Genomic DNA, 22736 nt, shown 5'->3' on the forward strand with positions numbered 1-22736 from the left:
GCGGTCAGGCTGGCTCGACGACCAGCACGCCGCCGTCGGCGCTGACCACGCGGACCTTGGCGCCTTCGGCCACATCGGGGCCGCGCACCGGCCATTCGCCGTCGCCGACTTTCGCACGGCCGCGACCATCCTCGATCGCGCGCGTCACCGTCAGTACTTCGCCGACGAGACGGCCGCCGCGCTGGTTGAGGTGGGGATCGGTCGTGGTGATCGGGTTCGCCTTCAGCCAGCGGCGTCCGCCATAGAGCGCGACGAACGACAGGATCGCGAAGATGCCGAGCTGGAGCGGGACGCTGAACGGCACGATCCATGCGATGACGCCGGTGACGATCGCCGCGGCGCCGACCCAGATCAGGAAAAAGCCCGGCGCGACGATCTCCGCGGCGGCGAGCAGCACGCCCAGGGAGAGCCACGCCCAATGCGGTTCCATATTGGCCAGCCAGTCGGGCATGTCAGGCTCCCTTGCGTTCGAGCGCGTCCCTGGCAAGTTCGCCGATGCCGCCAAGCGTGCCGATCAGCTGCGTCGCCTCGACGGGGAAGAGGATCGTCTTGGCGTTGGGGCTGGTCGCGAACTGGCCGACCGCCTCGACATATTTCTGCGCGATGAAATAGTTGATCGCCTGTGCATTTCCGCCAGCGATCGCGTCCGAAACCATCTGCGTCGCTTTCGCTTCGGCTTCCGCCTCGCGCTCGCGTGCTTCTGCATCGCGGAAGGCAGCTTCGCGGCGGCCTTCGGCTTCGAGAATCTGGCTCTGTTTCTGGCCTTCGGCGCGCAGGATTTCCGACGCGCGGCTGCCTTCGGCCTCGAGGATATTGGCGCGCTTTTCGCGCTCGGCCTTCATCTGCCGCGCCATCGCGTTCGAGATATCGGCGGGCGGACGGATGTCCTTGATCTCGACGCGGGTGATCTTGACGCCCCATGGCGTCGTCGCGTCGTCGACGACGTGCAGCAGGCGAGTGTTGATCTCGTCGCGCTTCGACAAGGTTTCGTCGAGGTCCATCGAGCCCATCACGGTGCGCAGGTTGGTCGTCGTCAGGTTCATGATCGAGAGATAGAGATCGCTGACTTCATAGGCCGCCTTCGCCGCGTCGAGCACCTGGAAGAAGACGACGCCGTCGACCGCGACCATCGCATTGTCCTTGGTGATGATTTCCTGCCCGGGAATATCGAGCACCTGCTCCATCATGTTCACCTTGCGACCGACACGGTCGAAGATCGGCATGATGAAGTTGAGCCCGGGCTGCGCGGTGTGCGTGTAGCGGCCGAAGCGTTCGATCGTATAGGCGAAACCCTGCCGGACGGGCGTCAGCGCCCACATCAGGAAAACAAGAGCCAGTACGACCAGCGCAAGCGCGAATTCCATCGATCATCCCCTCTGCAAATTCAACATCCGCCGACGCCTTCCTTATTGCGGCAATGGTCTGACTGCGCCACAGAAAAGCGCATGACCCCAAGTGAATATGCTCCGCGCTCGCTGCTCTATGTCCCCGGATCGAACGCCCGCGCGCTCGAAAAGGCGAAAGCGCTGGCGGCGGACATGCTGATCGTCGATCTGGAGGATGCCGTACCCGCCGATCGCAAGGGCGAGGCGCGCGCAGCGATGCGCACGGCGGTTGAAGCGGGCTTTCCGGGGAAGCGCGTCGCGGTGCGGATCAACGGTACCGACTCCCCCGAACAGGCGGCCGATATCGATGCGCTTGCCGGGCTGGGGCTGGATGCCATGGTGTTGCCGAAGGTCGACCGGCGCGCCGATCTCGACCCCGCACGCGGGCTGGGATTTCCGTTGCTCGCGATGATCGAAACGCCGGCGGCGATCTATGCGGCGCAGGATATCGCCGCCGATCCCGCGGTCGGGGGACTGATCGCGGGGCTGAACGACCTCGCGCATGAAATGAAGCTCCCCGACGGACCCGACCGTCGCGCGATGAGTTACGCGATCCAGTCGATCGTCCTCGCGGCACGTGCCGCCGGGGTCTGGGGCTTCGATGGTGTCTATAATGCGATCGACGATGCCGACGGCTTCGCGGCCGAAGCGATCGAGGGACGCCGGCTGGGCTTTGACGGCAAGACGCTGGTCCACCCGTCGCAGGTCGATCCATGCAATGCCGCCTTTGCGCCGTCGGTCCGCGAGATCGCCGCCGCCGAAGCACTCGTCGCCGCGGCGACCGGCGGGGCGCAGCGTCACGACGGCCGGATGATCGAGGATATGCACGTCGCGGCGGCGCGGGCGCTGCTGGAGCGGGCGGGGCGTATCGTCTGACGGTCGTTCGTCATTCGACGAACGCGCCTTGTCGTGCCGCGGCGGAAATGCCATGCGCCGCCGCATGAAAACCGCCCGTTTCCACGCCGCCGTCGCGGCAGTCGTCCTTCTTGCATCCGCTCCTGCCGTTTGGGCTGCGCCGGCAAACGCCGACGCGCCGGTCACCGAGGCCGAGCTCGCCCGGCATATCCAGGTGCTGGCGAGCGATGCATTCGAAGGCCGCGCGCCGGGAACCGAGGGTGAAGACCGTACGATCGCCTATGTCGTCGGCGAATGGGCGAAGGCCGGCCTCGAGGCGGTCCCGGGCAGCGCGACGCCATGGTTGCAGCCGGTACCGTTCGTCGAGAGCCAAGCCGTCGGGGGCAGCGCCAGATTCAAGGTCAACGGCCGCGATTTCGCGATGGACAAGGACGGCATCATCCTGACCGGCCGCGACGCATCGGTGTCGATGACCGACGTGCCTGCGATCTTCGTCGGCTATGGCATCGACGGCGCGGGCAAGGTCAACGCCGACGTCAAGGGCAAGGTCGCGATCATGCTGTTCGACAGCGCGCCCTTTGGCGACAAGCTGCCGCGCTATCGCGAACGGCGTCAGATGCTGGCCGATGCCGGCGCAAGCGCGGTCTTGGTGATCGCGACCGATGCGCTGCCCTGGGCCGAACTGCGCGAGAATGTCGGCGGCAAGACGGTGCGGCTCGCCGACGCGGCGCCGGGTGCTCCGGTTTCGGGCTTCCTGTCGATCGCGGGGGCCGATGCCTTGCTCGCCAAGGCCGGACTTGGCGGCGCGGCGGCGCGCGAGGCTGCGAAGTCGCCCGACTATCGCGGTGCGGTGCTGCCGGTGACCGCCGACTTCACGGCCAAGACGAATATCCGTTCGTTCGCCAGCAACAATATCGTCGCGAAGCTTCCGGGTGCGAAGCCCGACGGCAAGGCGGTGCTGTTCCTCGGCCACTGGGATCATCTTGGCATCTGCGGCAAGGAAGGTGACGCGGACCGCATCTGCAACGGCGCGGTCGACAATGCGAGCGGCATCGCGGTGCTGATCGAGGTCGCGAAGCGGCTGGGTTCGGGCACGCGACCCGACCGCGACATTTATTTCATGGCGACGACCGCCGAAGAGAAGGGCCTGCTCGGCGCGCATTATTTCGCCGATCATCCGGCGGTGCCGCTCGGCGACATCACCGTCGCGCTCAACATCGACACGATCGCCATCTCGCCGCGGGGCACGCCCGTGGCGACGATCGGGCGCGGCAAGCCGGCTTATGACGCCGTGGTGCGCGACGTAGCGACGAAGCTCGGGCGCAGGCTCGACGACGATGGCGAGGCTGACGCCTTCATCCAGCGGCAGGATGGCTGGGCGCTCGGCGCGAAGGGCGTGACCTCGCTGATGGTCGGCGGCAGCTTTTCGGACATGAAGCTGCTCGAGGACTTCCTCGGCAGCGACTATCATACGGCTGCGGACAATTTTTCCGACAAGATCCCGCTCGGCGGCGCAGCCGAGGATGCCGACCTGCACGTCGCACTGGGCCGGGCGTTCGCCGATACCAAGCGGTGGCCGGGCAAATAGCGACGGGCGTCGGCCCCGCGAAGGCGGGGGCCGCTAGCGACCTGAAGCTCCATCGATAACGTTGCCCCGCCTTCGCGGGGGCAACGTTATTCTATCGGGCGAACTTTAAGCCGCCTGCTTCGCGCGGTCGGCCATTTCCTGATTGAGCATCTCTGCCAGCAGGAACGCCAGTTCGAGCGACTGACCCGCGTTCAGGCGCGGGTCGCAATGCGTGTGGTAGCGGTCGGCAAGATCCATCTGCGTCACATCCATCGCGCCGCCGGTGCATTCGGTGACGTTCTGCCCGGTCATCTCGATATGGATGCCGCCGCCATGCGTGCCCTCGGCGCGGTGCACGGCAAAGAAGCCGCGCACTTCGGCGAGGATGCGCTCGAACGGGCGCGTCTTGTAGCCGTTGGGCGTCTTGATGACGTTGCCGTGCATCGGATCGCACGACCAGACGACGGGGTGGCCCGATTCCTTCACCGCGCGAACGAGTTTCGGCAGATGCGCCTCGATCTTGTCGTGGCCATAGCGCGTGATCAGCGTCATGCGGCCCGCGACATGGTTCGGGTTGAGCGTGTCGAGCAGGCGCAGCAGCACGTCGGGCTCGAGGCTCGGCCCGCATTTCATGCCGACCGGATTGCCGATGCCGCGGAGATACTCGATATGCGCCGAGCCTTCGAAGCGGGTGCGGTCGCCGACCCACAGGAAATGGCCCGAGGTGTCGTACCAGCCGCCGGTCAGGCTGTCCTGCCGCGTCAGCGCCTGCTCATAGGGAAGCAGCAGCGCCTCGTGGCTGGTGTAGAAGCTTGTTCCCTTGATCTGTGGCACCGTTTCGGGGGTCACGCCGCACGCTTCCATGAAGGCGAGCGCTTCGGAAATCCGCGCGGCGGTTTCCTGATATTTCTTCGCCCACGGGCTGCGGTCCATGAAATCATGCGTCCAAGCATTGACCTGGTGCAGGTTTGCATAGCCGCCGTTCGCGAAGGCGCGCAGCAGGTTCAGCGTCGCCGCCGACTGGTTATACGCCTTGACCATGCGCTGCGGGTCGGGCTCGCGGCCCGTTTCCTCGAACGCGATGTCGTTGATGATGTCGCCGCGATAGCTGGGCAGCGACACGCCATCGATGTCTTCCAGATCGGCCGAGCGCGGCTTGGCGAACTGGCCCGCCATGCGGCCGAGCTTCACCACGGGCATTTTCGACGCAAAGGTCAGCACGACCGCCATCTGCAGTAGCACGCGGAAAGTGTCGCGGATGTTGTTCGGATGAAATTCGGCAAAGCTTTCGGCGCAATCGCCGCCCTGCAGCAGGAACGCCTTGCCCTCCGCCACGCGCGCGAGGTCGGCGGTCAGGTCGCGTGCTTCGCCGGCAAAAACCAGCGGCGGATAATTGCTGAGTTCGCGTTCCGCAGCCGCGAGCGCATCGGTGTCGCGATAGGTGGGAAGCTGGCGAGCCTCGTGCGAGCGCCAGCTATGCGGTTGCCAGTTTTTCGTCATCTGCCTGTTCTTTTCGGTTCGAATCCGTGCGCCGCCATGGCGCGAATGCCGTCCGGACGCAATGCGCCCGAACCTTCCAGTCGCAAAATTAGCATTTTCGTCGTATTTGCGCACCTATACTTTTCTTGAAGGGCGAAAACTGATAGTTTGTTACGGCCTTCGGAAATGCGACGGGGCGTGCGACCAAGGCGTTCCGCAATCGGTTACGTTATCACCCAGTGGCCCGACTTCGGGTCTCGACGCGAGCGATTGGCTATGGCGAGTTTCGATTCCGCATGGTTCCTCTATGCGACGCTCTTGTTGCTGTTGGCGACAAGTTTTGTCGTGCGCATCGACTATGCCCGCATCGGTCTTGCCGCGGCGGCTCTCGTCGCGCTCCCGCTGACGCTCTTTCGGGGTTCGGATTTCGGCTACAGTCTGCTCGTGCTCGCGATTCTTGTCGTCAATCTCGGCATATTGGCGCGTCTCTGGCTTCGCGGGACGAATATCCGCTTTTCGGCCGAGGAAGAGGAGTTGCGCCGCCAGCATTTCGGCGGGCTGAGCGCCGCGGTCGCGCGCGACCTGATCGATCAGGGGCACTGGATTTCGGCGAAGCGCGGCGAGATACTGATCCGGGAGAACCAGGCGGCGCCCAGCCTCTTCTACCTGGCCGAAGGGCAGGCCGGAATCCTGCGCGACGGCGTCGAGGTCGGCAAACTGTCCGACGGCGCGCTGATCGGCGAGGCGACGGTGCTCGATGGTGCGCAGGCCACCGGGACGGTGCAGCTCGCCAGCAACGCGCGGCTGTGGTTCGTCCCCGCCGCGGCGCTACGCGCCTATCTCGCGGCCAACCCCGGCGTCGCCGGAGCATTGCACGAAGGTTTTGCGCGCGCGTTACGCGGCAAACTGGCGAGCGCGAACACCCGGATCGCCGATCCGCCGCCGCTGTCTTAGGGCATTTCGTGGCGTGGTGGTTCTCAGCCTCGAATCTGCAACCGGCGCCTGCTAGTCATCGATCCATGACGATGATTCTCTATGGCATTTCGAACTGCGACACGGTGAAGAAAGCGCGGCGCTGGCTCGACGAGCACGGCGTCGCCTACCAATTTCACGATGTGCGCAAGGACGGGCTCGACGCTGCGCGGCTGCAGGGCTGGATCGACGCGCTGGGCTGGGAAAAGCTTCTCAACAGGGCGGGAACGACTTTTCGCAAGCTGCCTGATGCGCAGAAGGAAGGGCTCGATGCCGCGTCGGCGAAGGTGCTGATGCTGGAGCAGCCCGCGATGATCAAACGCCCGGTGATCGAAGCGGCGGACGGGGTCAGCGTCGGTTTTGGGGCTGCCGACTGGCAGACACGTTTTGCTGCATGATGCGATGGCCTCCGGTCCTGCTGGCCCTGACGCTGTCGGCCGGCTGCACGGCTGACGCGGTGACCGTGCAACCGACCCTCGACGGCAACCCGCCGATCGTCATCGCGCACCGCGGTGCGTCGGGCGAGCGGCCCGAACATACGCTGGCAGGTTATCGGCTAGCGATCGAGCTTGGCGCCGACTATATCGAACCCGACCTGGTGCTGACGAAGGACGGCGTGCTCGTCGCGCGGCACGAAAACGAGATTTCGGAAACCACCGACGTCGCCGATCATCCCGAATTTGCTGGCCGCAAGGCGACGAAAACGATCGACGGGCAAAAGGTCACCGGCTGGTTTACCGAGGATTTCACGCTCGCCGAGCTCAAGACACTCCGCGCGCGTGAGCGGCTGCCGAAATTACGCAGCACCGAATATGACGGCCGGTTCGAGATCCCGACCTTCGAGGAAATCCTGACTTTGCTCGCCGAGGTCAACAAGGGACGGGAGAAGCCGGTTGGCGTCTATCCCGAAACCAAGCATCCGGGCTATTTTGTGGCGATCGGCCTGCCGCATGAGGCGTCCTTGCTCACGATACTTGATCGTTTCGGCTATCGCGGACGCGGCGCGCCGGTATTCATCCAGAGCTTCGAGGTCGGCAATCTGATGGACCTGCGCGCAAAAAGCGACCTGCCGCTGATCCAGCTGATGGACGCCGAGGGCGCGCCCGCCGACCGGCCCGGCACAAGTTATACCGCCATGGCGTCGCCCGCAGGCCTGAAGATGATCGCCGCCTATGCCGACGGCATCGGACCCAACAAGGCGATGGTGATCCCGCGCGGCGCCCTCGGGAGACTGGGCGACCCGACGAGCCTCGTACGCGATGCGCATGCCGCGGGGCTGAAGGTCCATCCGTGGACATTTCGCCGTGAAAATTACTTCCTGCCGCTCGGCGACAAGGGCGGGATCAACCCCGCCGGCCATGGCGACCTTGCCGCCGAAATCACCGCCTATCTGCAGACCGGTATCGACGGGCTGTTCAGCGACAACCCGCGCGAAGCCGTCGCGACCGTGAAGAAAGGAGTTCGCCGATGACCGAGAGGGCGCTGGGCAAGAGCGGGCTTTCGATCCCGCCGCTGGTTCTGGGCGGCAATGTTTTCGGCTGGACCGCTGACCGGGCCGCGAGTTTTGCCGTTCTCGACCGTTTTGTCGAGGGCGGCGGGCGGATGATCGACACCGCCGACGTCTATTCGGCGTGGGTCGACGGCCATGTCGGAGGCGAGTCTGAAGGCGTGATCGGCGAATGGCTGAAAGCCAGCGGCGCGCGCGACAGGATTCTGATCGCGACCAAGGTCGGCATGCTGCCCGGCGAGGGTGGCAAGGGGTTGGAGCCCGACCGCATCCGTGCTGCGGCTGACGCGTCGCTCGAGCGGCTGGGAGTCGACACGATCGACCTTTATTTCGCGCACAAGGACGATCCCGACGTGCCGCTGGACGAGATGCTGGGCGCGTTCGGCGAGCTGATTGATGCGGGCAAGGTCCGCGCGCTCGGCGCGTCGAACTATGGCGCTGACCGGCTCGCCGAGGCGCTTCGGATCGCCGACGAAAAAGACCTGCCGCGCTTCACGGTGATGCAGCCCGAACTCAATCTGCTCGACCGCGACCAGTATGAAGGCGCGCTGCAACGGCTTTGCGTCGCCGAAGGCATCGGCGTGATCCCTTATTTCAGCCTCGCCTCCGGCTATCTGTCGGGCAAATATCGCGCCGTGGGCGATCTCGGACAAAGCGTCCGGGGCTACAAGGCCAAAGCCTATATGGAAGGCCGCGGCCCGGCGGTGCTCGCGGTCATGGATGCCATCGCCGCGGAAACCGGCGCCACCCTGTCGCAGATCGCGCTCGCGTGGGTCGCGGCGCAGCAGGGCGTGACGGCGCCGATCGCCAGCGCCACCACGGTCGAACAGCTCGATGAGTTGCTTGGCAGCATGGACCTTGAACTCGGCGACGGGCAGCTGGCGGCGCTGGCCACGGCCTGAAGCCCGGCCGGCACCACCGGGGAAGGGGGCGCCGGTCCGGACCCGCGCGGCCGCGCTATCTCAATATTCGCTGTCGTCCCACTGGAACACCGCCTCGAGCGGCTTGTCGAAGACCCGCGCGATGCGGAAAGCGACTTCCAGCGAGGGCGAATATTTGCCTTGCTCGATCGCCGCGATCGTCTGGCGCGTCACGCCGACGCGGTCGCCAAGATCCCCTTGCGTCATCTCGCCCGCCAGAAAACGCAGTGTCCGGATGTCGTTCGTGAAGGGCGGCTTAGCCATGCCACCCCCGGCGGTAGCTCGTCAGGACGACCACATGCCCGGTGAGTTCAGCGAGGACGATCGCGAACAGCGCGCTGTTGACGATCCGCATCGGCGGGTCGGTGAAGGGCATGACGACGCCGACAAGCATCGTCCCGGCGAGCAGGACATAATAGGACATTTGCGCGCCGCGTGCGGCGATCGCGCGGTCGCGTTCATCCACCCGGGGGCGCGGCGATTTGCGCGCCTCGAGAGTGAGCCAGGCATAGCCGGCGAGCACGACCAACCCCTGCGTCGCTGCGATCGGGCCGAACAGCCAGAGCATCGCGAACGGCGAGGTTCCCGCCGGGTGCCCGGCGAGAACCAGTCCGAAATAGAGGCTGTAGGCCAGCACCATCGCCCCCAGCGTCAGCCAACTGGTCTTTTCCCTGTAGGTCATGAGCAAAGCTCCAATGTTCGTCATATGCAACGTAATGTTAAAAATATTGAACATAGAGTCAAGAAAATTTTACATGATGCGGCATTGGCCATTCCCGTGCGCGGTTCGACCTTTCGTTCGGTGCGGCAAGGGGCTAGACCCCGGCCCATGTCTACACTCCCCAAAACGCTCACCCTCGACACCTCCACCAGCCGCGCGAATCCGACGCCGCAGCCGATGAAGCGACTGACCGTACCGCGGATTCGCCAGCGCAAGGGCGGCGAGCCGATCGTGATGCTCACCGCTTACACCGTTCGCATGGCACAGCTGCTCGACCCGCATTGCGACATGCTGCTCGTGGGCGATTCGCTCGCGCAGGTGATCTATGGTTTGCCGCACACCGTCGGCGTGACAATGGAAATGATGGCGCTGCACGGCGCCGCCGTGGTGCGTGGCAGCTGGCATGCCGCAGTGATCGTCGATATGCCCTTTGGCAGTTACGAGGGCAGCCCCGAACAGGCATTCAACAATGCGGCGCGGCTGCTCAAGGAAACCGGCGCAGCGGCGGTCAAGGTCGAGGGCGGCAAGGTGCTCGCGCCGACGATCGAATTCCTGACCCAGCGCGGCATTCCGGTGATGGGCCATGTCGGCCTGACGCCGCAGGCGGTCAATATCCTCGGCGGTTATGGCGTGCGCGGGAAGAGCGACGAGGAAGCCCGGTCGATCGTCGAGGATGCCGTCGCGGTGGCACAGGCGGGCGCCTTCTCGATCGTGATCGAGGGCGTGCTCGAATCGATCGCGATCGAAATCACCAACAAGGTCGATTGCCCCACCATCGGTATCGGTGCGTCGGCGCAATGCGATGGCCAGGTGCTGGTGACCGACGACATGCTGGGGATGTTCGAACGCGTCCCGAAATTCGTGAAACGCTATCAGGACATGGCCGGCGTCGTCGAGGGCGCGGTCAAGGACTATGCGGACGAAGTCAGGTCCCGTTCATTCCCGACGGAGGATCAGACCTACGCCGGCTGAAACGCGGCGGTGCGCTGAAGGGGCAAGTGAATCGCTTGGCCTTTTTCGGCGTGGTCGCTAAGGAAGCGACCGGCGGGAAATATGCCCAGAGCCATGAATGACAAGATGGAGGTTTGATTGGCCCTGAGCCCGACGAATGATGCCGCGCTGTTGCAAGAGGTTGACGAGGCCGTCCGCAAGGACCGGCTCGATACGATCATGCAAAACTACGGCCGCTGGATTGTCGGCGGTGTCCTCGCTGCCTTGCTGGCGTTCGGGGGCTATCTGTTCTGGAGCCATCGTCAGGACGTTGCGCGCGGCGAGCAGGCCGAGCAGCTGATCGCGGCGTTCGAAAAGCTCCAGTCCAATCAGCCGCGTGCCGCCGCCGCCGAATTGCAGAAGCTCGAAGCCGATGGCGATCCCGCCTATGGCGCCGTCGCCGCGATGCAGCAGGCGAATATCAAGGCTCAGACTGGTGACCTGAAAGCCGCCGCTGCGCTGATGGCGAAAGTCGCTGCCGACACGAAGCTCGATCAGTCGCTCCGCGATCTGGCGCTGATCCGCCAGACCGCGTTCGAATATGACACGCTGAAGCCCGCGGCGGTGATCGCCCGCCTGAAACCGATGGTCGACGCGAAGGATCCGGCTTCGAGCTGGTTCGCCAGCGCCGCCGAATTGTCGGCGACGGCGCATTATCAGCTGGGCCAATTCGATCAGGCGGGCGCGCTGTACGGCCGCATTGCCAAGACGCCGGGCGTCGCCAAGTCGCTCGAATCGCGCGCGGTGCAGATGGCGGGCATGCTGGGCGTCGACGCGGTCGCCGACCGGGCGTCCGAAAGCGCCGCAGCCGACAAGACGGGGGCGGCGCAGGCTGCCGCCGGGGACCAGAAAGGCAGTGCCGCGCCCAAGGCAGCGGCGGCCGGAAAAGCTGAGGAAGTCAACTAAGATGCGGAACACGCGGTACGGAATTTATGCAGCGTTGCTGGCGCTGCCGCTCGCGGCTTGTGGGGTGTTCAAGGGCGACGGCGGGCCGAAGACGCCGACCGTCGGCGACCGCGTATCGATCCTGTCCAACGACAATAGTGTCAAGGTCGATCCCGCCACGGCCGCGATCGCGGTCGTCCTTCCTGAACCCGCGGTCAATGCCGACTGGGCGCAATCGGGCGGCAATGCGTCGAAATCGATGGGCCATCCGGCGCTGGGCGCGACCCGAACCCAGTTGTGGCAGGCCGATATTACCGGCGGAACCAACAAGCTGCGGCTCGCGGCGGCGCCGGTCGTTGCCGATAACCGCCTGTTCGCGGTCGGCACCGACGCCGTGGTGTCGGCCTTTGCCGCCGACACGGGCGCGCAGCTGTGGCGGACGCCGATCGGCAGTACCGAAAAGGATTTCAAGGATTCGCTGTTCGGTGGCGGTGCGGCAGTCGACGGGTCGGTCGTATATGCGACGAGCGGTGTGGGCGATGTCGCCGCGCTGAACGTCGCTGACGGATCGGTGATCTGGAAGGTGAAGCCCTCGGGTCCGCTGCGCGGCGCGCCGACGATTGCCTTTGGCGGCGTCTATGTGATCAGTCAGGACAACCAGATTTTCGCGCTCAACGCGACCAATGGCGCGGTCCAGTGGCAGGCGACGGCGTCGATGGAGGCTGGCAGCGTATTCGGGGCGGCATCGCCCGCGGCGGGGCAGGGGACGATCGTCGCCGGCTTCTCGTCGGGCGAAGTCCAGGCCTATCGTTACGAAAACGGCCGCGACCTTTGGGAAGACGCGCTCGCGCGCACGTCGATGGCGCTGTCGGTGTCGACTTTGACTGACGTCGATGCCGATCCGGTCGTCGACCGGGGCAGGGTTTTCGCGCTTGGCCAGGGCGGCCGCATGGCGAGCTATGAATTGCTGACGGGCCAGCGCAGCTGGGAAATCTCGATCGCGGGCATTTCGACGCCCTATGTGGTTGGCGAATGGGTCTATGCGATGACCGACGACGGCAAGCTGCTGTGTGTCGCGCGCTCTTCGGGCAAGGTTCGCTGGCTCCAGCAGCTTGCGCGCTTCCGCGTCGAGACGGAGAAGAAGAAAAAGGACCCGATCCGCTGGACGGGGCCGATCCTTGCAGGCGGGCGGCTGATCGCGGTCAACAGCGAAGGTCAGCTCGTTGAATTCTCGCCGACCGATGGCTCGACGCTGGCGACGACCGAATTCAAGACGCCGCTGTCACAGCCCCCGATCGTCGCGAACAACGTCCTTTATATTCTGGCGGACGACGGACGCATCACCGCCTGGCGGTAACAGGGCGCGCGGCCGCTGCGGCCGCGCCGAAAGATAGGATAGAAGCATGGCGCGATCCGCAACGATCGCCATTGTCGGCCGGCCCAATGTCGGCAAGTCGACGCTGTTCAACAGGCTGGTCGGCAAGCGCCTTGCGCTCGTCGATGACCAGCCCGGAGTGACGCGCGATCGGCGCGAGGGCGATGGCGAACTGCTCGGCCTGAAATTCACGATCGTCGATACCGCGGGTTTCGAGGATTATGATGCGGCAACGCTGCCCGGCCGCATGCGCGTGCAGACCGAAAAGGCGGTGCGTGAGGCCGATGCCGCATTGTTCATGATCGATGGCCGCGCGGGGGTAACCCCGCTCGACGAGGAAATTGCGCGCTGGCTGCGCAGCGAAGACACGCCGATCATCCTGCTGGTCAACAAGGCCGAGGGCAAGCAGGGCGAAAATGGCCTGATGGAAAGCTATTCGCTCGGCTTCGACAATCCGGTCGCGCTCAGCGCCGAGCATGGCGAAGGCGTCGTCGACCTGTTCGATGCTTTGCGCCCGATCGTCGAGGCCTATGACGCGGAAGAGGCGGAACTTTCGCCGCCGCTCGCCGAGGGCGAGGAGGACGAGGACGCGCCGCTCGGGCCGATGAAGCTCGCGATCGTCGGCCGCCCGAACGCCGGCAAGTCGACGCTGATCAACCGCATGATCGGCGAGGACCGGCTGATCACCGGACCCGAGGCAGGGATTACGCGCGATTCGATCCGCGTCGACTGGCAGTGGGAAAAGGACGGCGAGGTCCACGAGATCCAGCTGTTCGACACCGCGGGGATGCGCAAGCGCGCGAAGGTGGTCGACAAGCTCGAGAAACTGTCGGTCGCCGACGCGCTGCACGCGGTCGATTTCGCCGAGGTGGTCGTGCTGCTGCTCGACGCCACGAAAGGCCTCGAGGCACAGGACCTGCGCATCGCCGACCGCGTGCTGCAGGAAGGGCGCGCGTTGATCGTCGCGCTGAACAAATGGGACGTCGCCGAGGATCCCTCGTCACTGTTCAACGGCGTTCGTGCCGCGCTCGACGACGGGCTGAGCCAGGTGAAGGGTGTGCCGGTGCTCAGTATTTCGGGCGCGACGGGCAAGGGGATCGATACGCTCGTCCGTGTCGCGTTCGAACAGCGCGCGATCTGGACCAACCGCGTCTCGACCGCCCGGCTCAACCGCTGGTTCGAGAGCGCGGTGACCGCGAATCCGCCGCCGGCGCCGGGCGGCAAGCGGATCAAGCTGCGCTATATCACGCAAGCCCGGACGCGGCCGCCGACCTTTGTCGTTTTCGGCAGCCGCACCGATGCCTTGCCCGGAAGCTATGAGCGCTACCTCGTCAACGGCATGCGCAAGGAACTGGGCTTTCAGGGCGTCCCCGTTCGGCTCAATTTCCGCAATACGCGCAATCCGTACGACGAATGACCGCAGCTGACGACGCCGCGGCGCTGGTCGTCGATGCGCGGGGAATGCGTTGTCCATGGCCCGCCTTGCGACTGGCACGGGCAATGCGCGAAGCGGCCGACGTGCTGCTGATCGCTGACGATCCGCAAGCGGGGCGCGAGGTTATGGCGCTCGCGGGCGAGCATGGCTGGTCGGTCGCTGCGGACGCCGCCACCGCGGGCGAGGGGCGCTGGCGCGTGACGCGACCCTGACTTGAAACGGGCCAGCTTTCGCGGCGACCGTTCCACGCCGTAACGTCTTTTTTACCCAAGGCGGGCATGCACGGGCCGGGACCACGGCCGAATTGAACACCAAGGGACGGAACATTGGACGAAATGCTGGTCGATTGGGATGAATTTCGCGCGACGCGTGCCCAGTTGGGCGCGGCGTTCGTACGGATTCTCGGCTATTTCCGCGAAGACGGCACCAAGTCGGTTGCCGCGATCGAAGAGGCGATGCGCGCGCGTGACGCGCGCGGTCTCGTCATGCCCGCGCACACGCTGAAGAGCGAAGCCCGCCAGTTCGGCGGCGAAAGGCTTGGCGCGCTGGCCGAAGATATCGAAATGTTCGCGCGGCATTGCGTCGAAAGCCAGATCAGTCCCGAAGAATATCTGCCGCGCGTCGTTGCGTTGCGCGCGCTGTTCGAAGAGACGCTGACCGCGCTCGAGCGCGAGGCCAACCCGCTCGTCCAGCGCCGTCCCGGCGGGCTCGACCGCGCCATCGGATACTGACCGGCGGCTATCGGCGCATAGGCTGGAACGCCCCGCGCGCGAGGCTGCGCCATAACCATTCGAACGGGCCGTAGCGAAAGCGTTCGAGCCAAGGCTTCGACCACAGCAGCATGAACGCCCACATGCCCAGGCAGAAGAGATAGAGCGTCCAGCGGTCGACCTCGCCGAACAATCCCAGCCCATAACCGTAGAAGGTCGTGGTCATCACGATACTGGTGCCGAGATAATTTGAGAAGGCGGCACGTCCCGCGGCGGCCACGCGCGCAAGCCACACGCTGCCTGCGGCGCGCCGGATCAGCAGCACGAGCAGCGCAGCGTAGGCGATCGTCATCATCAACCGCCCGGGCGCGGCCCACGCCATGAAGGCGTTGACTGCGACCAGATAGTCGAAACCCGCGCGCCACTGGATCCATGCGACGAGGATGGTGAGCAGCAGCCCCGGCGGCAGCCAGCGCTGCGCGGTGCGGCGATAGGCGGCGGGCGTCCACGCGCCAGTCAGGAAGCCGTTCCGGAACAGTGCCATGCCGAGCATCATCAGCGGCAATGTTTCGAGTATCGTCATCAGCACGCCGACGAATGGATTGGCGGCGTTGCCCAGCCGTTCGTCGAGTATGGGAAGATAGGACCCGCGGTAGAGCGCCGTTTCCTCGATGACCTCGTCGTCAATCTTCGCATATTCGTCGCGCACGTCGCGGCCGGCCTCCGCCATCGTCGACGCGGGGTTATCGGCAGCGGAAGCGACGGCAAGCTGCGAGCCGAAGAAAAAGGCCGTCAGCAGAACGCCGAGAGTGAAAAGCCCGAGCGCCCATTTGATCAGGCGGCGCGGCTCCCAGCGGCGGAAAGCGAAGGCGACGCAGCCGACGGCGGCGTAGAGGAACAGGATGTCGCCCCACCAGATGAAGAAATAGTGGCAGAGGCCGAAGATAGCGAGCCACATCATGCGACGGTAATGGACCGCGCCGGGATTCTGGCCCGACGCTTCGGCCCGGTCGACGATCAAGAGCATGCTTGCGCCGAACAGGATCGAGAAGAGTCCGCGCATCTTGCCGTCGAACAGCAGGAAGCCGATTGTCCAGGCGGAGATGTCGGACGCCGTCTCGCCGCCATAGGCCTTGGGCGAGACATAGGCCATTTCGGGCATCGCGAAGGCGACGATGTTCATGGCCAATATGCCCATGACCGCGAATCCGCGCAGCGCGTCGAGGGTGACGAGGCGTTCGGTCGCAACTTCGCTGTCTTCGCGCATATCGCCCATCCACTGGTTATGAAGCTGTTACGGTCGGCCACCGTCGCGGTCCAGCCGTTAAGCTGCTATTGACATTTGTGTCAGTAATGCTATCCGGGCAGCATCAACTGATTCGAACGAGACCAGCCATGATCCCCACCATCTTCTCCCATCCCGATCGCCAGCCGCAGAAGTTTCGCCCGCTGAAGGCGTTCGCGCATTTTCGCAAGCTCATCAAGGACAAGGAAGACACCGAACAGGTCTTCCACATCTTCGAGAATTTGCCGCGCAAGGGTTTCATGGACGATGCGCGTGCCTTCGTCGAAAGCGATTTCGGTCAGAAGCTGATGGAGCGCGAACCCTATCTGCCTGACCTGCTCGACGATCACGCGTGGATCGACCAGCTGCCCGAAGGCAGCGTCGGCCATGCCTATGTGACCTTCATGCGCCGCGAAGGCCTGTCGGCCGCTGGCCTTGTTGCCGAGAGTGACAAGATGGGCCGCCCCAAATTCGACGACCAGGTGCAATGGTATTCGAATCGCCTGCGCGACACGCATGACCTGTTCCACATCCTCACGGGCTATGGCCGTGATGCACTTGGCGAACAATGCGTGCTTGGCTTCACCTATGGCCAGACGGGCAATTACGGCAATTTCTTCATCGCCTATGCTGGCGGTTACGAAGTGAAGCGGAGCATCAAGAGTGACGCGCCGGTAATGGGCGCGATTCGTCAGGGTCAGCGCCACGGCAAGGCGGCGCAGGCAATCATCGAGCAGGATATCCGCTCGCTGCTCGCCGAACCGCTCGAAGCTGCGCGCGCACGCCTCGGCATCGCCAAGCCGACACTCTATGAGGAGGCTCACCGCGCGTATCGCAACCGCGGGATCGATCCGTACAATTTCCTTGCGGCGCAGGCCGCGGCCGCTTGACCGTTCACCTCGAGCTCCCCGCAAAGCCGGGGGCTCGAGGCGAGTTTTTATCTTCCGGACGCGCTTCCTGCCGGTGACCCCGATGTTTTACCTCGCCTTCTCCGGCCAGACACGCGGGCTGCGCGGCGTCTCCAGCCTGTAGTCCGAATAGGATCGGGAGAAGATCTCCCGGCCCATGCGTTCGGCGTCGCCGATGGGGTTCGCCGGATCGTTGCGCACTTCGCCGCGGCTGTTGCCCGCCCCGCGCACCACGCCGACGAAATCAGAATTCGTGTAGCGGGAAAATTCCTGAATCTGGTGGACGATGCCGAGCGCCACGCCGGGATAGGTTTCCTCGGACGCCAGTACCACGCCCAGGCGTTTGTTCGCCATCGCGGCAAGCGCGTCCTGCGAACCCGGATAGGAGGCCGCATAATAGCAGAAGCTGCGATCGAAGAACGCCTTGATCTGGGCGGACACGCCGTACCAATAGATGGGCGAACAAAAGATCACCCCGCGCGCGGGCAAGAACTCGTCGAAGAACAGCGCGCGATACGGGTCGTCGATCGCGCATTCGCCATCGGGCCGGCGGCATTGGCGGCAGTCGCGCAGAAACCCGGAAATATGGTCATCCAGAAATCGCAGTGCGACCTCGCTGCCCGCCGCCTGGGCGCCGCGCCGGACGGCTTCGGCAAGCGTCGCACTATTGCCGTTCCGGCGTGGACTTCCGACAAGAATAAGCAGTTTTTCGGGCATATCGATTGATCCTTTCGCGTTGGATGCGGCACGGCTGCCGCCTCCGGTTGATCGCAAAAGGGTGGCGTGATACTTTCTATTGATCAATTACCTACTATTTTGTCATATACTCACCATTAGGTAAGAATTGGTCAATGACGACGCGCAAACAACCCTATAATGACGGTCTCGGGCCGGTGTTCGAGGTCATCGGCGGGAAGTGGAAGGCTATGATTCTCTGGGAGCTTCACGGCACGCCGGTGCGCTTTGGCGCGCTCAAGCGGCGTATCGCCGGGATCAGCGAAAAGATGCTGATCCAGCAATTGCGCGAGATGGAAGCCGACGGCCTTGTCCACCGCGAGATGTTCCATCAGGTCCCGCCGCGTGTCGATTATTCGGTTACCCCCTTGGGGGCGTCGCTCAACGAGGCGCTGACGCCGCTATGCGAGTGGGGGAAACATAATCTGCAACCCCCGACTACCGGCAGCGGGTAACGTTGGTCAGCCGAGCTTTGCGATCAGCGCCTGCGCTGCGGCAGGGTTGCGGACTTTCGCGCCGGAGATGAAGAAGAGGTAGACGTCCTGATCCCCCTTCGCCCAATCCTTGGCGCGCTTCGCCCAATGGTCGAGCGCCTTGTCGTCATAGCCGGTGTCGACGTCTTCCTGACTGCGCTGAAGCCGCGCATAGGTGAAATCGGCGGTCTGCTCGTCGATGCACGGGAATTCGTCGCTGTCGGCATAGACAATCGCCATGTTCCGTTCGCGCACCATGTCGACAAAGGCCTGATCGCGGAAACTTTCATCGCGCACCTCGATCGCGTGGCGCAACGGCACGCCGTCCTGCGTGTCGGGAAGCAGGTCGAGGAAGCCCGCGAAATCGTCGCGATCGAACTTCTTCGTCGCCATGAACTGCCAGTGGATCGGGCCGAGCCGGTCGCCGAGCCGCGTCAGGCCCTGCGTCAGGAATTTCTCGATCGACGCGGCGCCTTCGGCAAGCACCTTGCGGTTGGTCGTGAAGCGTGACGCCTTGACGCTGAACTTGAATCCGTCGGGGACCGCTTCAGCCCAATTGGCAAAGGTTTCGGGCTTCTGGCTGCCATAATAGGTGCCGTTGATCTCGATACCGGTCAGATGCTGCCCGGCATATTCGAGCTCGCGCTTTTGCGCGAGGCCGGCAGGGTAGAAGGGGCCGCGCCACGGTTCGAAGGTCCAGCCCCCGATTCCGACATGGATGCTCATCGGCCCCTCTCTTTCACTTATGCGAGGGCCGCGTCGGCCCCCATCAGGTTCGGGAAGAAGCCTTCGTGGGCCTCACGCAGTTCGGCGAGCGTCACCTGATGGTCGCTGCCCTCCAGTTCGAAGACGATACGGTCCTTGATCGTGCGGCCGACCGGATCGACGGGCACGTCGGCGCGGCCGGCGGCATCAAGGAAGTCGGCGAGGCAGGTGTCGCAGACGGTGACAAGGTACAGCCCCTGATCCTCGCCGAAGAAGCTCTCGGCGACACCGAAGGGCTGTTCCTCGCTGATTAGGACGCCGATGTTCGACTTCAATGCCATTTCGGCGAGCGTCACCGCCATGCCGCCGTCGGAGACGTCGTGACAGGCGGTGATCCAGCCGGCGTTGATCGCGCCGCGGATGAAGTCGCCGGTACGCTTTTCGGCGCGCAGGTCGACAGGCGGCGGCGGGCCTTCCTCGCGGCCGAGAATTTCGCGCAGCCACACCGACTGGCCGAGGTGGCCGGCTCGTTCGCCGACCGCGAGCACGATGTCGCCGGTCCGCTTGAAACCGATGCCGACCGCCTTGCCCAGATCCTCGATCACGCCGACGCCGCCGATCGCGGGGGTCGGCAGGATCGCGCTGCCGCCGCCGGTCGCCTTGCTTTCGTTATAGAGGCTGACGTTACCCGACACGATCGGATAGTCGAGCGCGCGGCACGCCTGCGCCATTCCGTCGAGACAGCCCACGATCTGTCCCATGATTTCGGGGCGCTGCGGGTTGGCGAAATTGAGGCAGTTGGTGATCGCGAGCGGGGTCGCGCCGACGGCGCTGATGTTGCGCCACGTTTCGGCAACCGCCTGCTTGCCGCCCTCCACGGGGTCGGCGTAGCAATAGCGCGGCGTGCAGTCGGTCGACATCGCGAGCGCGCGGTTGGTGCCGTGGATGCGCACGAGCGCGGCGTCGCCGCCGGTCTGCACCGTGTCGGCGCCGACCTGGCTGTCATACTGTTCCCAAATCCAGCGGCGGCTGGCGATGTCTGGGGTGCCCAAGAGCGTTTTTAGATCTGCCGCGACGTCTTTCGTCTCGGGGACGTTGGTCAGTTCGGGCTGCTTCGGCGTGGGGACGTGCGGGCGGTCATAGAGCGGCGCATCGTCGGCGAGCGGCGCGAGCGGGATGTCGCAGACGATCTCGCCATGATGCTCGAGCACCATGCGCCCGGTATCGGTGACGGTGCCGATGACCGCGAAGTCGAGTTCCCATTTGTGGAAGATCGCTGCGGCGAAATCCTCGCGGCCGGGCTTCAGGACCATCAGCATGCGTTCCTGCGATTCGGACAGCATCATCTCATACGCCGTCATGCCGGTTTCGCGCTGCGGCACGTCGTCCATCTTGAGGTGGAGGCCGACGCCGCCCTTCGACGCCATTTCGACCGACGAGCTGGTAAGGCCCGCGGCGCCCATGTCCTGGATCGCGACGATCGCGTCCGACGCCATCAGTTCGAGGCACGCCTCGATCAGCAATTTCTCGGTGAAGGGGTCGCCGACCTGCACGGTCGGGCGCTTTTCCTCGGCATCCTCGCCGAAGTCCGCGCTTGCCATGGTCGCGCCGTGGATGCCGTCGCGGCCGGTCTTCGAGCCGACATAGACGATCGGATTGCCGACGCCCGATGCGGCGGAATAGAAAATCTTGTCCTGCTCGGCGACGCCGACGGTCATCGCGTTGACGAGGATATTGCCGTCATAGGCCTTGTGGAAATTGACCTCGCCGCCGACCGTGGGGACGCCGACGCAATTGCCGTAACCGCCGATGCCGTGAACGACGCCCGAGATCAGATGCTTCATCTTCGGATGGTCGGGGCGGCCGAAACGCAGCGCGTTGAGGTTCGCGACCGGGCGCGCGCCCATGGTGAAAACGTCGCGCAAAATGCCGCCTACCCCGGTCGCCGCGCCCTGATAGGGTTCGATATACGACGGGTGGTTGTGGCTCTCCATCTTGAAGATCGCGGCGAGCTTTTTACCGTCCTCGCCTTCGCCGATGTCGATGACGCCGGCATTTTCACCCGGGCCGCAGATCACCCAAGGCGCTTCGGTCGGCAATTTCTTGAGGTGCAGGCGCGAGCTTTTGTAGCTGCAATGCTCGGACCACATGACCGAGAAGATGCCGAGTTCGACAAGGTTCGGCTCGCGCCCGAGCGCGTGCAGGACGCGATCATATTCTTCCGGAGACAAGCCATGTTCGGCAACGATCTCGGGGGTGATGACGGAGGCGGGCGCGGTTGCTGTCTGAGTCATGGCGCGCCTTTAGCTCCGACTGCGCAAAACGAACAGACCCCATGATGCGAAAACATCATGGGGTCTGCGGTCGGAGAGAGGGTTCAGCGCGAGGCGAGGGTGGTCGGCTCGATCTTGAGCGGTTCGACATCGCGGAGTGTGAAGCTTACCTGTTGCGAGCCGACGGTGCCGCGGACGCGGTGCTGGCCGACACGGAGCGTGAACGGCTTGCCGGTGCGTTCCTCGACGCCGCTGATCACGCGCGTGTCGCCGACTTGCGTGACGGTGTAGCTGTAGGTCGCGCCGTCATGTTCGAAACGCTTGACCGCCTCGTCCTTCGCCAGCGCGGCAGTGGGCGCCAGCGCGAACAGACCGAGGGCGGGAAGAATGAATCTTTTCATGATGCAAGTCCTTGTCAATGAACAACGTCGGTTGAACAAAACTTGCCTTCGAGCCCCTCTCTTCTTGTGCAGTGCAACATGACCGGCGCGACGCGCGCCATCAATTGCAAAAAACAGAAGCGTGATTGCGCCGGGCGAAGGAGTCAGGCGCCGGCCGGTAGTCGCTGTCGCCGGTTTGCACCCGCCCACGCCGCGGTTCCGGCGAGCAGCGCATAGGCGAACAGCATCGTCGCCGGGACGGCAAGCGAATAGGCGGGTTCTTTGGGGCCAAACCAGTCGATCGCCTGCGCAAAGGCGAGCAGGCTCGCGAGCAGCCATGGTCGCCGGTTGCCTGCCGGAGCTTCGGTACGGCGCATATAACAGGCCAAGGCACCGCCGATCAGTGCGATTTCGAGCGGCATCGCGATCGCCGGATGATTCCAGAGTCCGAATCCGAATCTCGGCGGCATGCCATAAAGCGTCAGATCGGGGATATGGACGAGGAGGTCGATGAACCAGTGCGAGGCGGCCACCAGCGCGGCGCCGATCGCGGCCTCTCTGCGCTTCGTCGCGAACCAGACGAGAGCGCCGAAAAGCACGGCCCATATCAGCGTGCCGAGCAGGCTGTGCGTATAGGGCATGCGATACAGGTCCATCGGGTTCATCGCGGTGATGCCGGGGATGATCCGCATCGCCTCGATCCCCGGGACCAGCAAGGCGGCAAATCCGATATCGACGAGCTGCGCGGCGACGAACAGCGTACCGAGCCCAGCCGCCCGCGGGCGGGTCGCCATGATCAGCGCCGGGGCGAAATGGCCGATGAACATGGTGCCAGCCTATCGGGCCGCAGGGTGACGTCAAGCTCGACCACACTTGACCACGGGGGGGCGAAAGGGCCAAAGCAGGGACATGACGGATACCCCCGACAGCGCAGCCTCGCCCGAAATCGCCTCGCTCTCTTTCGAAGCGGCGATGGGTGAACTCGAAACCATCGTGCGGCGGCTCGAAAGCGGCGACGTCAGCCTCGAGGAATCGGTGACGCTCTATGAACGGGGCCATGCGCTGCGCGGGCATTGCGAGGCTCGGCTCGCGGCGGCGCAGGCGCGGATCGAGCAGGTCAGCCTGGGCGCCGACGGCCGGCCCACGGGAACCACCCCTTTCGGCGAAAGCTGATCC

Annotated in this window: 26 protein-coding genes; 15 read left to right on the forward strand and 11 right to left on the reverse strand. The window is 64.6% G+C overall.

Annotation, left to right across the window (positions count from 1 at the left end; translation table 11 throughout):
• Positions 1–4: 4 nt before the first annotated feature.
• A complete protein-coding gene (locus VN047_RS04595) occupies positions 5–451 on the reverse strand; it encodes an NfeD family protein (RefSeq protein ID WP_325540486.1) in 447 nt (148 codons plus the stop codon).
• Position 452: 1 nt separating this feature from the next.
• The gene (locus tag VN047_RS04600; RefSeq protein ID WP_325540488.1) at positions 453–1364 is read right to left on the reverse strand and encodes an SPFH domain-containing protein; all 912 of its coding nucleotides are present in this window, start codon (positions 1362–1364) and stop codon (positions 453–455) included.
• Between the two features lie 81 nt (positions 1365–1445).
• On the opposite strand from VN047_RS04600, the gene VN047_RS04605 reads away from it, so the two are divergent.
• Both VN047_RS04605 and VN047_RS04610 read left to right on the forward strand, forming a co-directional pair.
• Positions 1446–2261, forward strand: coding sequence for a CoA ester lyase (locus tag VN047_RS04605; protein WP_325540491.1), 816 nt, complete (start codon positions 1446–1448; stop codon positions 2259–2261).
• Positions 2262–2325: 64 nt separating this feature from the next.
• Complete coding sequence (locus tag VN047_RS04610) at positions 2326–3828, forward strand: M28 family peptidase (protein WP_325540492.1); 1503 nt, start codon at positions 2326–2328, stop codon at positions 3826–3828.
• A 105-nt stretch (positions 3829–3933) separates the two neighbouring features.
• On the opposite strand, the gene VN047_RS04615 is transcribed toward VN047_RS04610, so the two are convergent.
• Positions 3934–5307 carry a class II 3-deoxy-7-phosphoheptulonate synthase gene (locus VN047_RS04615; protein WP_325540493.1) on the reverse strand — a complete coding sequence of 458 codons (1374 nt, stop codon included), beginning with the start codon at positions 5305–5307 and terminating at the stop codon, positions 3934–3936.
• Positions 5308–5562: 255 nt separating this feature from the next.
• Between VN047_RS04615 and VN047_RS04620 the strand changes: the two genes are divergently transcribed.
• The 4 genes from VN047_RS04620 (at position 5563) to VN047_RS04635 (ending at position 8667) form a co-directional block, all read left to right on the forward strand.
• Entirely contained in the window at positions 5563–6240 is a 678-nt protein-coding gene (locus VN047_RS04620; protein WP_325540494.1) for a cyclic nucleotide-binding domain-containing protein, read from the forward strand.
• Between the two features lie 65 nt (positions 6241–6305).
• Positions 6306–6656: an ArsC family reductase gene (locus tag VN047_RS04625; RefSeq protein WP_325540496.1), complete on the forward strand. Its 351-nt coding sequence runs from the start codon at positions 6306–6308 to the stop codon at positions 6654–6656.
• Positions 6653–7729, forward strand: coding sequence for a glycerophosphodiester phosphodiesterase (locus VN047_RS04630; protein ID WP_325540498.1), 1077 nt, complete (start codon positions 6653–6655; stop codon positions 7727–7729). The genes VN047_RS04625 and VN047_RS04630 overlap by 4 nt, the downstream gene beginning before the upstream one ends.
• Complete coding sequence (locus VN047_RS04635) at positions 7726–8667, forward strand: aldo/keto reductase (protein ID WP_325540500.1); 942 nt, start codon at positions 7726–7728, stop codon at positions 8665–8667. The genes VN047_RS04630 and VN047_RS04635 overlap by 4 nt, the downstream gene beginning before the upstream one ends.
• 60 nt (positions 8668–8727) lie before the next feature.
• Here VN047_RS04635 and VN047_RS04640 read toward each other — a convergent pair whose 3' ends face one another.
• Together VN047_RS04640 and VN047_RS04645 are read right to left on the reverse strand one after the other, a co-directional pair.
• Entirely contained in the window at positions 8728–8949 is a 222-nt protein-coding gene (locus VN047_RS04640; RefSeq protein ID WP_325540502.1) for a helix-turn-helix transcriptional regulator, read from the reverse strand.
• A complete protein-coding gene (locus VN047_RS04645; protein WP_325540504.1) occupies positions 8942–9367 on the reverse strand; it encodes a DUF2178 domain-containing protein in 426 nt (141 codons plus the stop codon). Before VN047_RS04645 ends, VN047_RS04640 begins: the two co-directional genes overlap by 8 nt.
• Before the next feature lie 147 nt (positions 9368–9514).
• Here VN047_RS04645 and panB point away from each other — a divergent pair, with 147 nt between their 5' ends.
• From panB to VN047_RS04675, 6 genes are all read left to right on the forward strand, one after another.
• Entirely contained in the window at positions 9515–10378 is an 864-nt protein-coding gene (gene panB, locus VN047_RS04650) for a 3-methyl-2-oxobutanoate hydroxymethyltransferase (RefSeq protein ID WP_325540506.1), read from the forward strand.
• 117 nt (positions 10379–10495) lie between these two features.
• Positions 10496–11302, forward strand: a complete 807-nt coding sequence (locus VN047_RS04655) for a tetratricopeptide repeat protein (RefSeq protein WP_325540508.1) — start codon at positions 10496–10498, stop codon at positions 11300–11302.
• A 1-nt stretch (position 11303) separates the two neighbouring features.
• Positions 11304–12638, forward strand: coding sequence for a PQQ-binding-like beta-propeller repeat protein (locus VN047_RS04660; protein WP_325540510.1), 1335 nt, complete (start codon positions 11304–11306; stop codon positions 12636–12638).
• A 46-nt stretch (positions 12639–12684) separates the two neighbouring features.
• Complete coding sequence (der, locus tag VN047_RS04665; RefSeq protein ID WP_325540512.1) at positions 12685–14073, forward strand: ribosome biogenesis GTPase Der; 1389 nt, start codon at positions 12685–12687, stop codon at positions 14071–14073.
• Positions 14070–14303, forward strand: coding sequence for a sulfurtransferase TusA family protein (locus VN047_RS04670; protein ID WP_325540514.1), 234 nt, complete (start codon positions 14070–14072; stop codon positions 14301–14303). Before der ends, VN047_RS04670 begins: the two co-directional genes overlap by 4 nt.
• 123 nt (positions 14304–14426) lie before the next feature.
• Positions 14427–14822, forward strand: coding sequence for an Hpt domain-containing protein (locus VN047_RS04675; RefSeq protein WP_325540581.1), 396 nt, complete (start codon positions 14427–14429; stop codon positions 14820–14822).
• Positions 14823–14829: 7 nt separating this feature from the next.
• On the opposite strand, the gene VN047_RS04680 is transcribed toward VN047_RS04675, so the two are convergent.
• A complete protein-coding gene (locus VN047_RS04680; RefSeq protein WP_325540516.1) occupies positions 14830–16068 on the reverse strand; it encodes a DUF418 domain-containing protein in 1239 nt (412 codons plus the stop codon).
• 128 nt (positions 16069–16196) lie between these two features.
• Here VN047_RS04680 and VN047_RS04685 point away from each other — a divergent pair, with 128 nt between their 5' ends.
• Positions 16197–16976: a Coq4 family protein gene (locus VN047_RS04685; protein WP_325540518.1), complete on the forward strand. Its 780-nt coding sequence runs from the start codon at positions 16197–16199 to the stop codon at positions 16974–16976.
• 87 nt (positions 16977–17063) lie between these two features.
• Here the strand turns inward: VN047_RS04685 and VN047_RS04690 are convergent, their stop codons facing one another.
• A complete protein-coding gene (locus VN047_RS04690) occupies positions 17064–17711 on the reverse strand; it encodes a flavodoxin family protein (RefSeq protein WP_325540520.1) in 648 nt (215 codons plus the stop codon).
• A gap of 134 nt (positions 17712–17845) precedes the next feature.
• Here VN047_RS04690 and VN047_RS04695 point away from each other — a divergent pair, with 134 nt between their 5' ends.
• Positions 17846–18184 carry a helix-turn-helix domain-containing protein gene (locus VN047_RS04695; RefSeq protein ID WP_325540522.1) on the forward strand — a complete coding sequence of 113 codons (339 nt, stop codon included), beginning with the start codon at positions 17846–17848 and terminating at the stop codon, positions 18182–18184.
• A gap of 6 nt (positions 18185–18190) precedes the next feature.
• Here VN047_RS04695 and VN047_RS04700 read toward each other — a convergent pair whose 3' ends face one another.
• From VN047_RS04700 to VN047_RS04715, 4 genes are all read right to left on the reverse strand, one after another.
• Positions 18191–18928: a DUF72 domain-containing protein gene (locus VN047_RS04700; protein ID WP_325540524.1), complete on the reverse strand. Its 738-nt coding sequence runs from the start codon at positions 18926–18928 to the stop codon at positions 18191–18193.
• Between the two features lie 17 nt (positions 18929–18945).
• On the reverse strand, positions 18946–21201 hold the full coding sequence (purL, locus tag VN047_RS04705; protein WP_325540526.1) for a phosphoribosylformylglycinamidine synthase subunit PurL: 2256 nt from the start codon (positions 21199–21201) through the stop codon (positions 18946–18948).
• 83 nt (positions 21202–21284) lie between these two features.
• Positions 21285–21581 (reverse strand): hypothetical protein, encoded by a 297-nt coding sequence (locus tag VN047_RS04710; protein WP_325540528.1) that lies wholly within the window; start codon positions 21579–21581, stop codon positions 21285–21287.
• Positions 21582–21724: 143 nt separating this feature from the next.
• Entirely contained in the window at positions 21725–22387 is a 663-nt protein-coding gene (locus tag VN047_RS04715; protein WP_325540531.1) for a hypothetical protein, read from the reverse strand.
• An 82-nt stretch (positions 22388–22469) separates the two neighbouring features.
• On the opposite strand from VN047_RS04715, the gene VN047_RS04720 reads away from it, so the two are divergent.
• The gene (locus tag VN047_RS04720; protein ID WP_325540534.1) at positions 22470–22733 is read left to right on the forward strand and encodes an exodeoxyribonuclease VII small subunit; all 264 of its coding nucleotides are present in this window, start codon (positions 22470–22472) and stop codon (positions 22731–22733) included.
• The last annotated feature ends 3 nt before the right edge of the window (positions 22734–22736 follow it).

This window comes from Sphingopyxis sp. (assembly GCF_035565275.1).
In the GTDB taxonomy this organism is placed as follows: Bacteria; Pseudomonadota; Alphaproteobacteria; order Sphingomonadales; family Sphingomonadaceae; genus Sphingopyxis.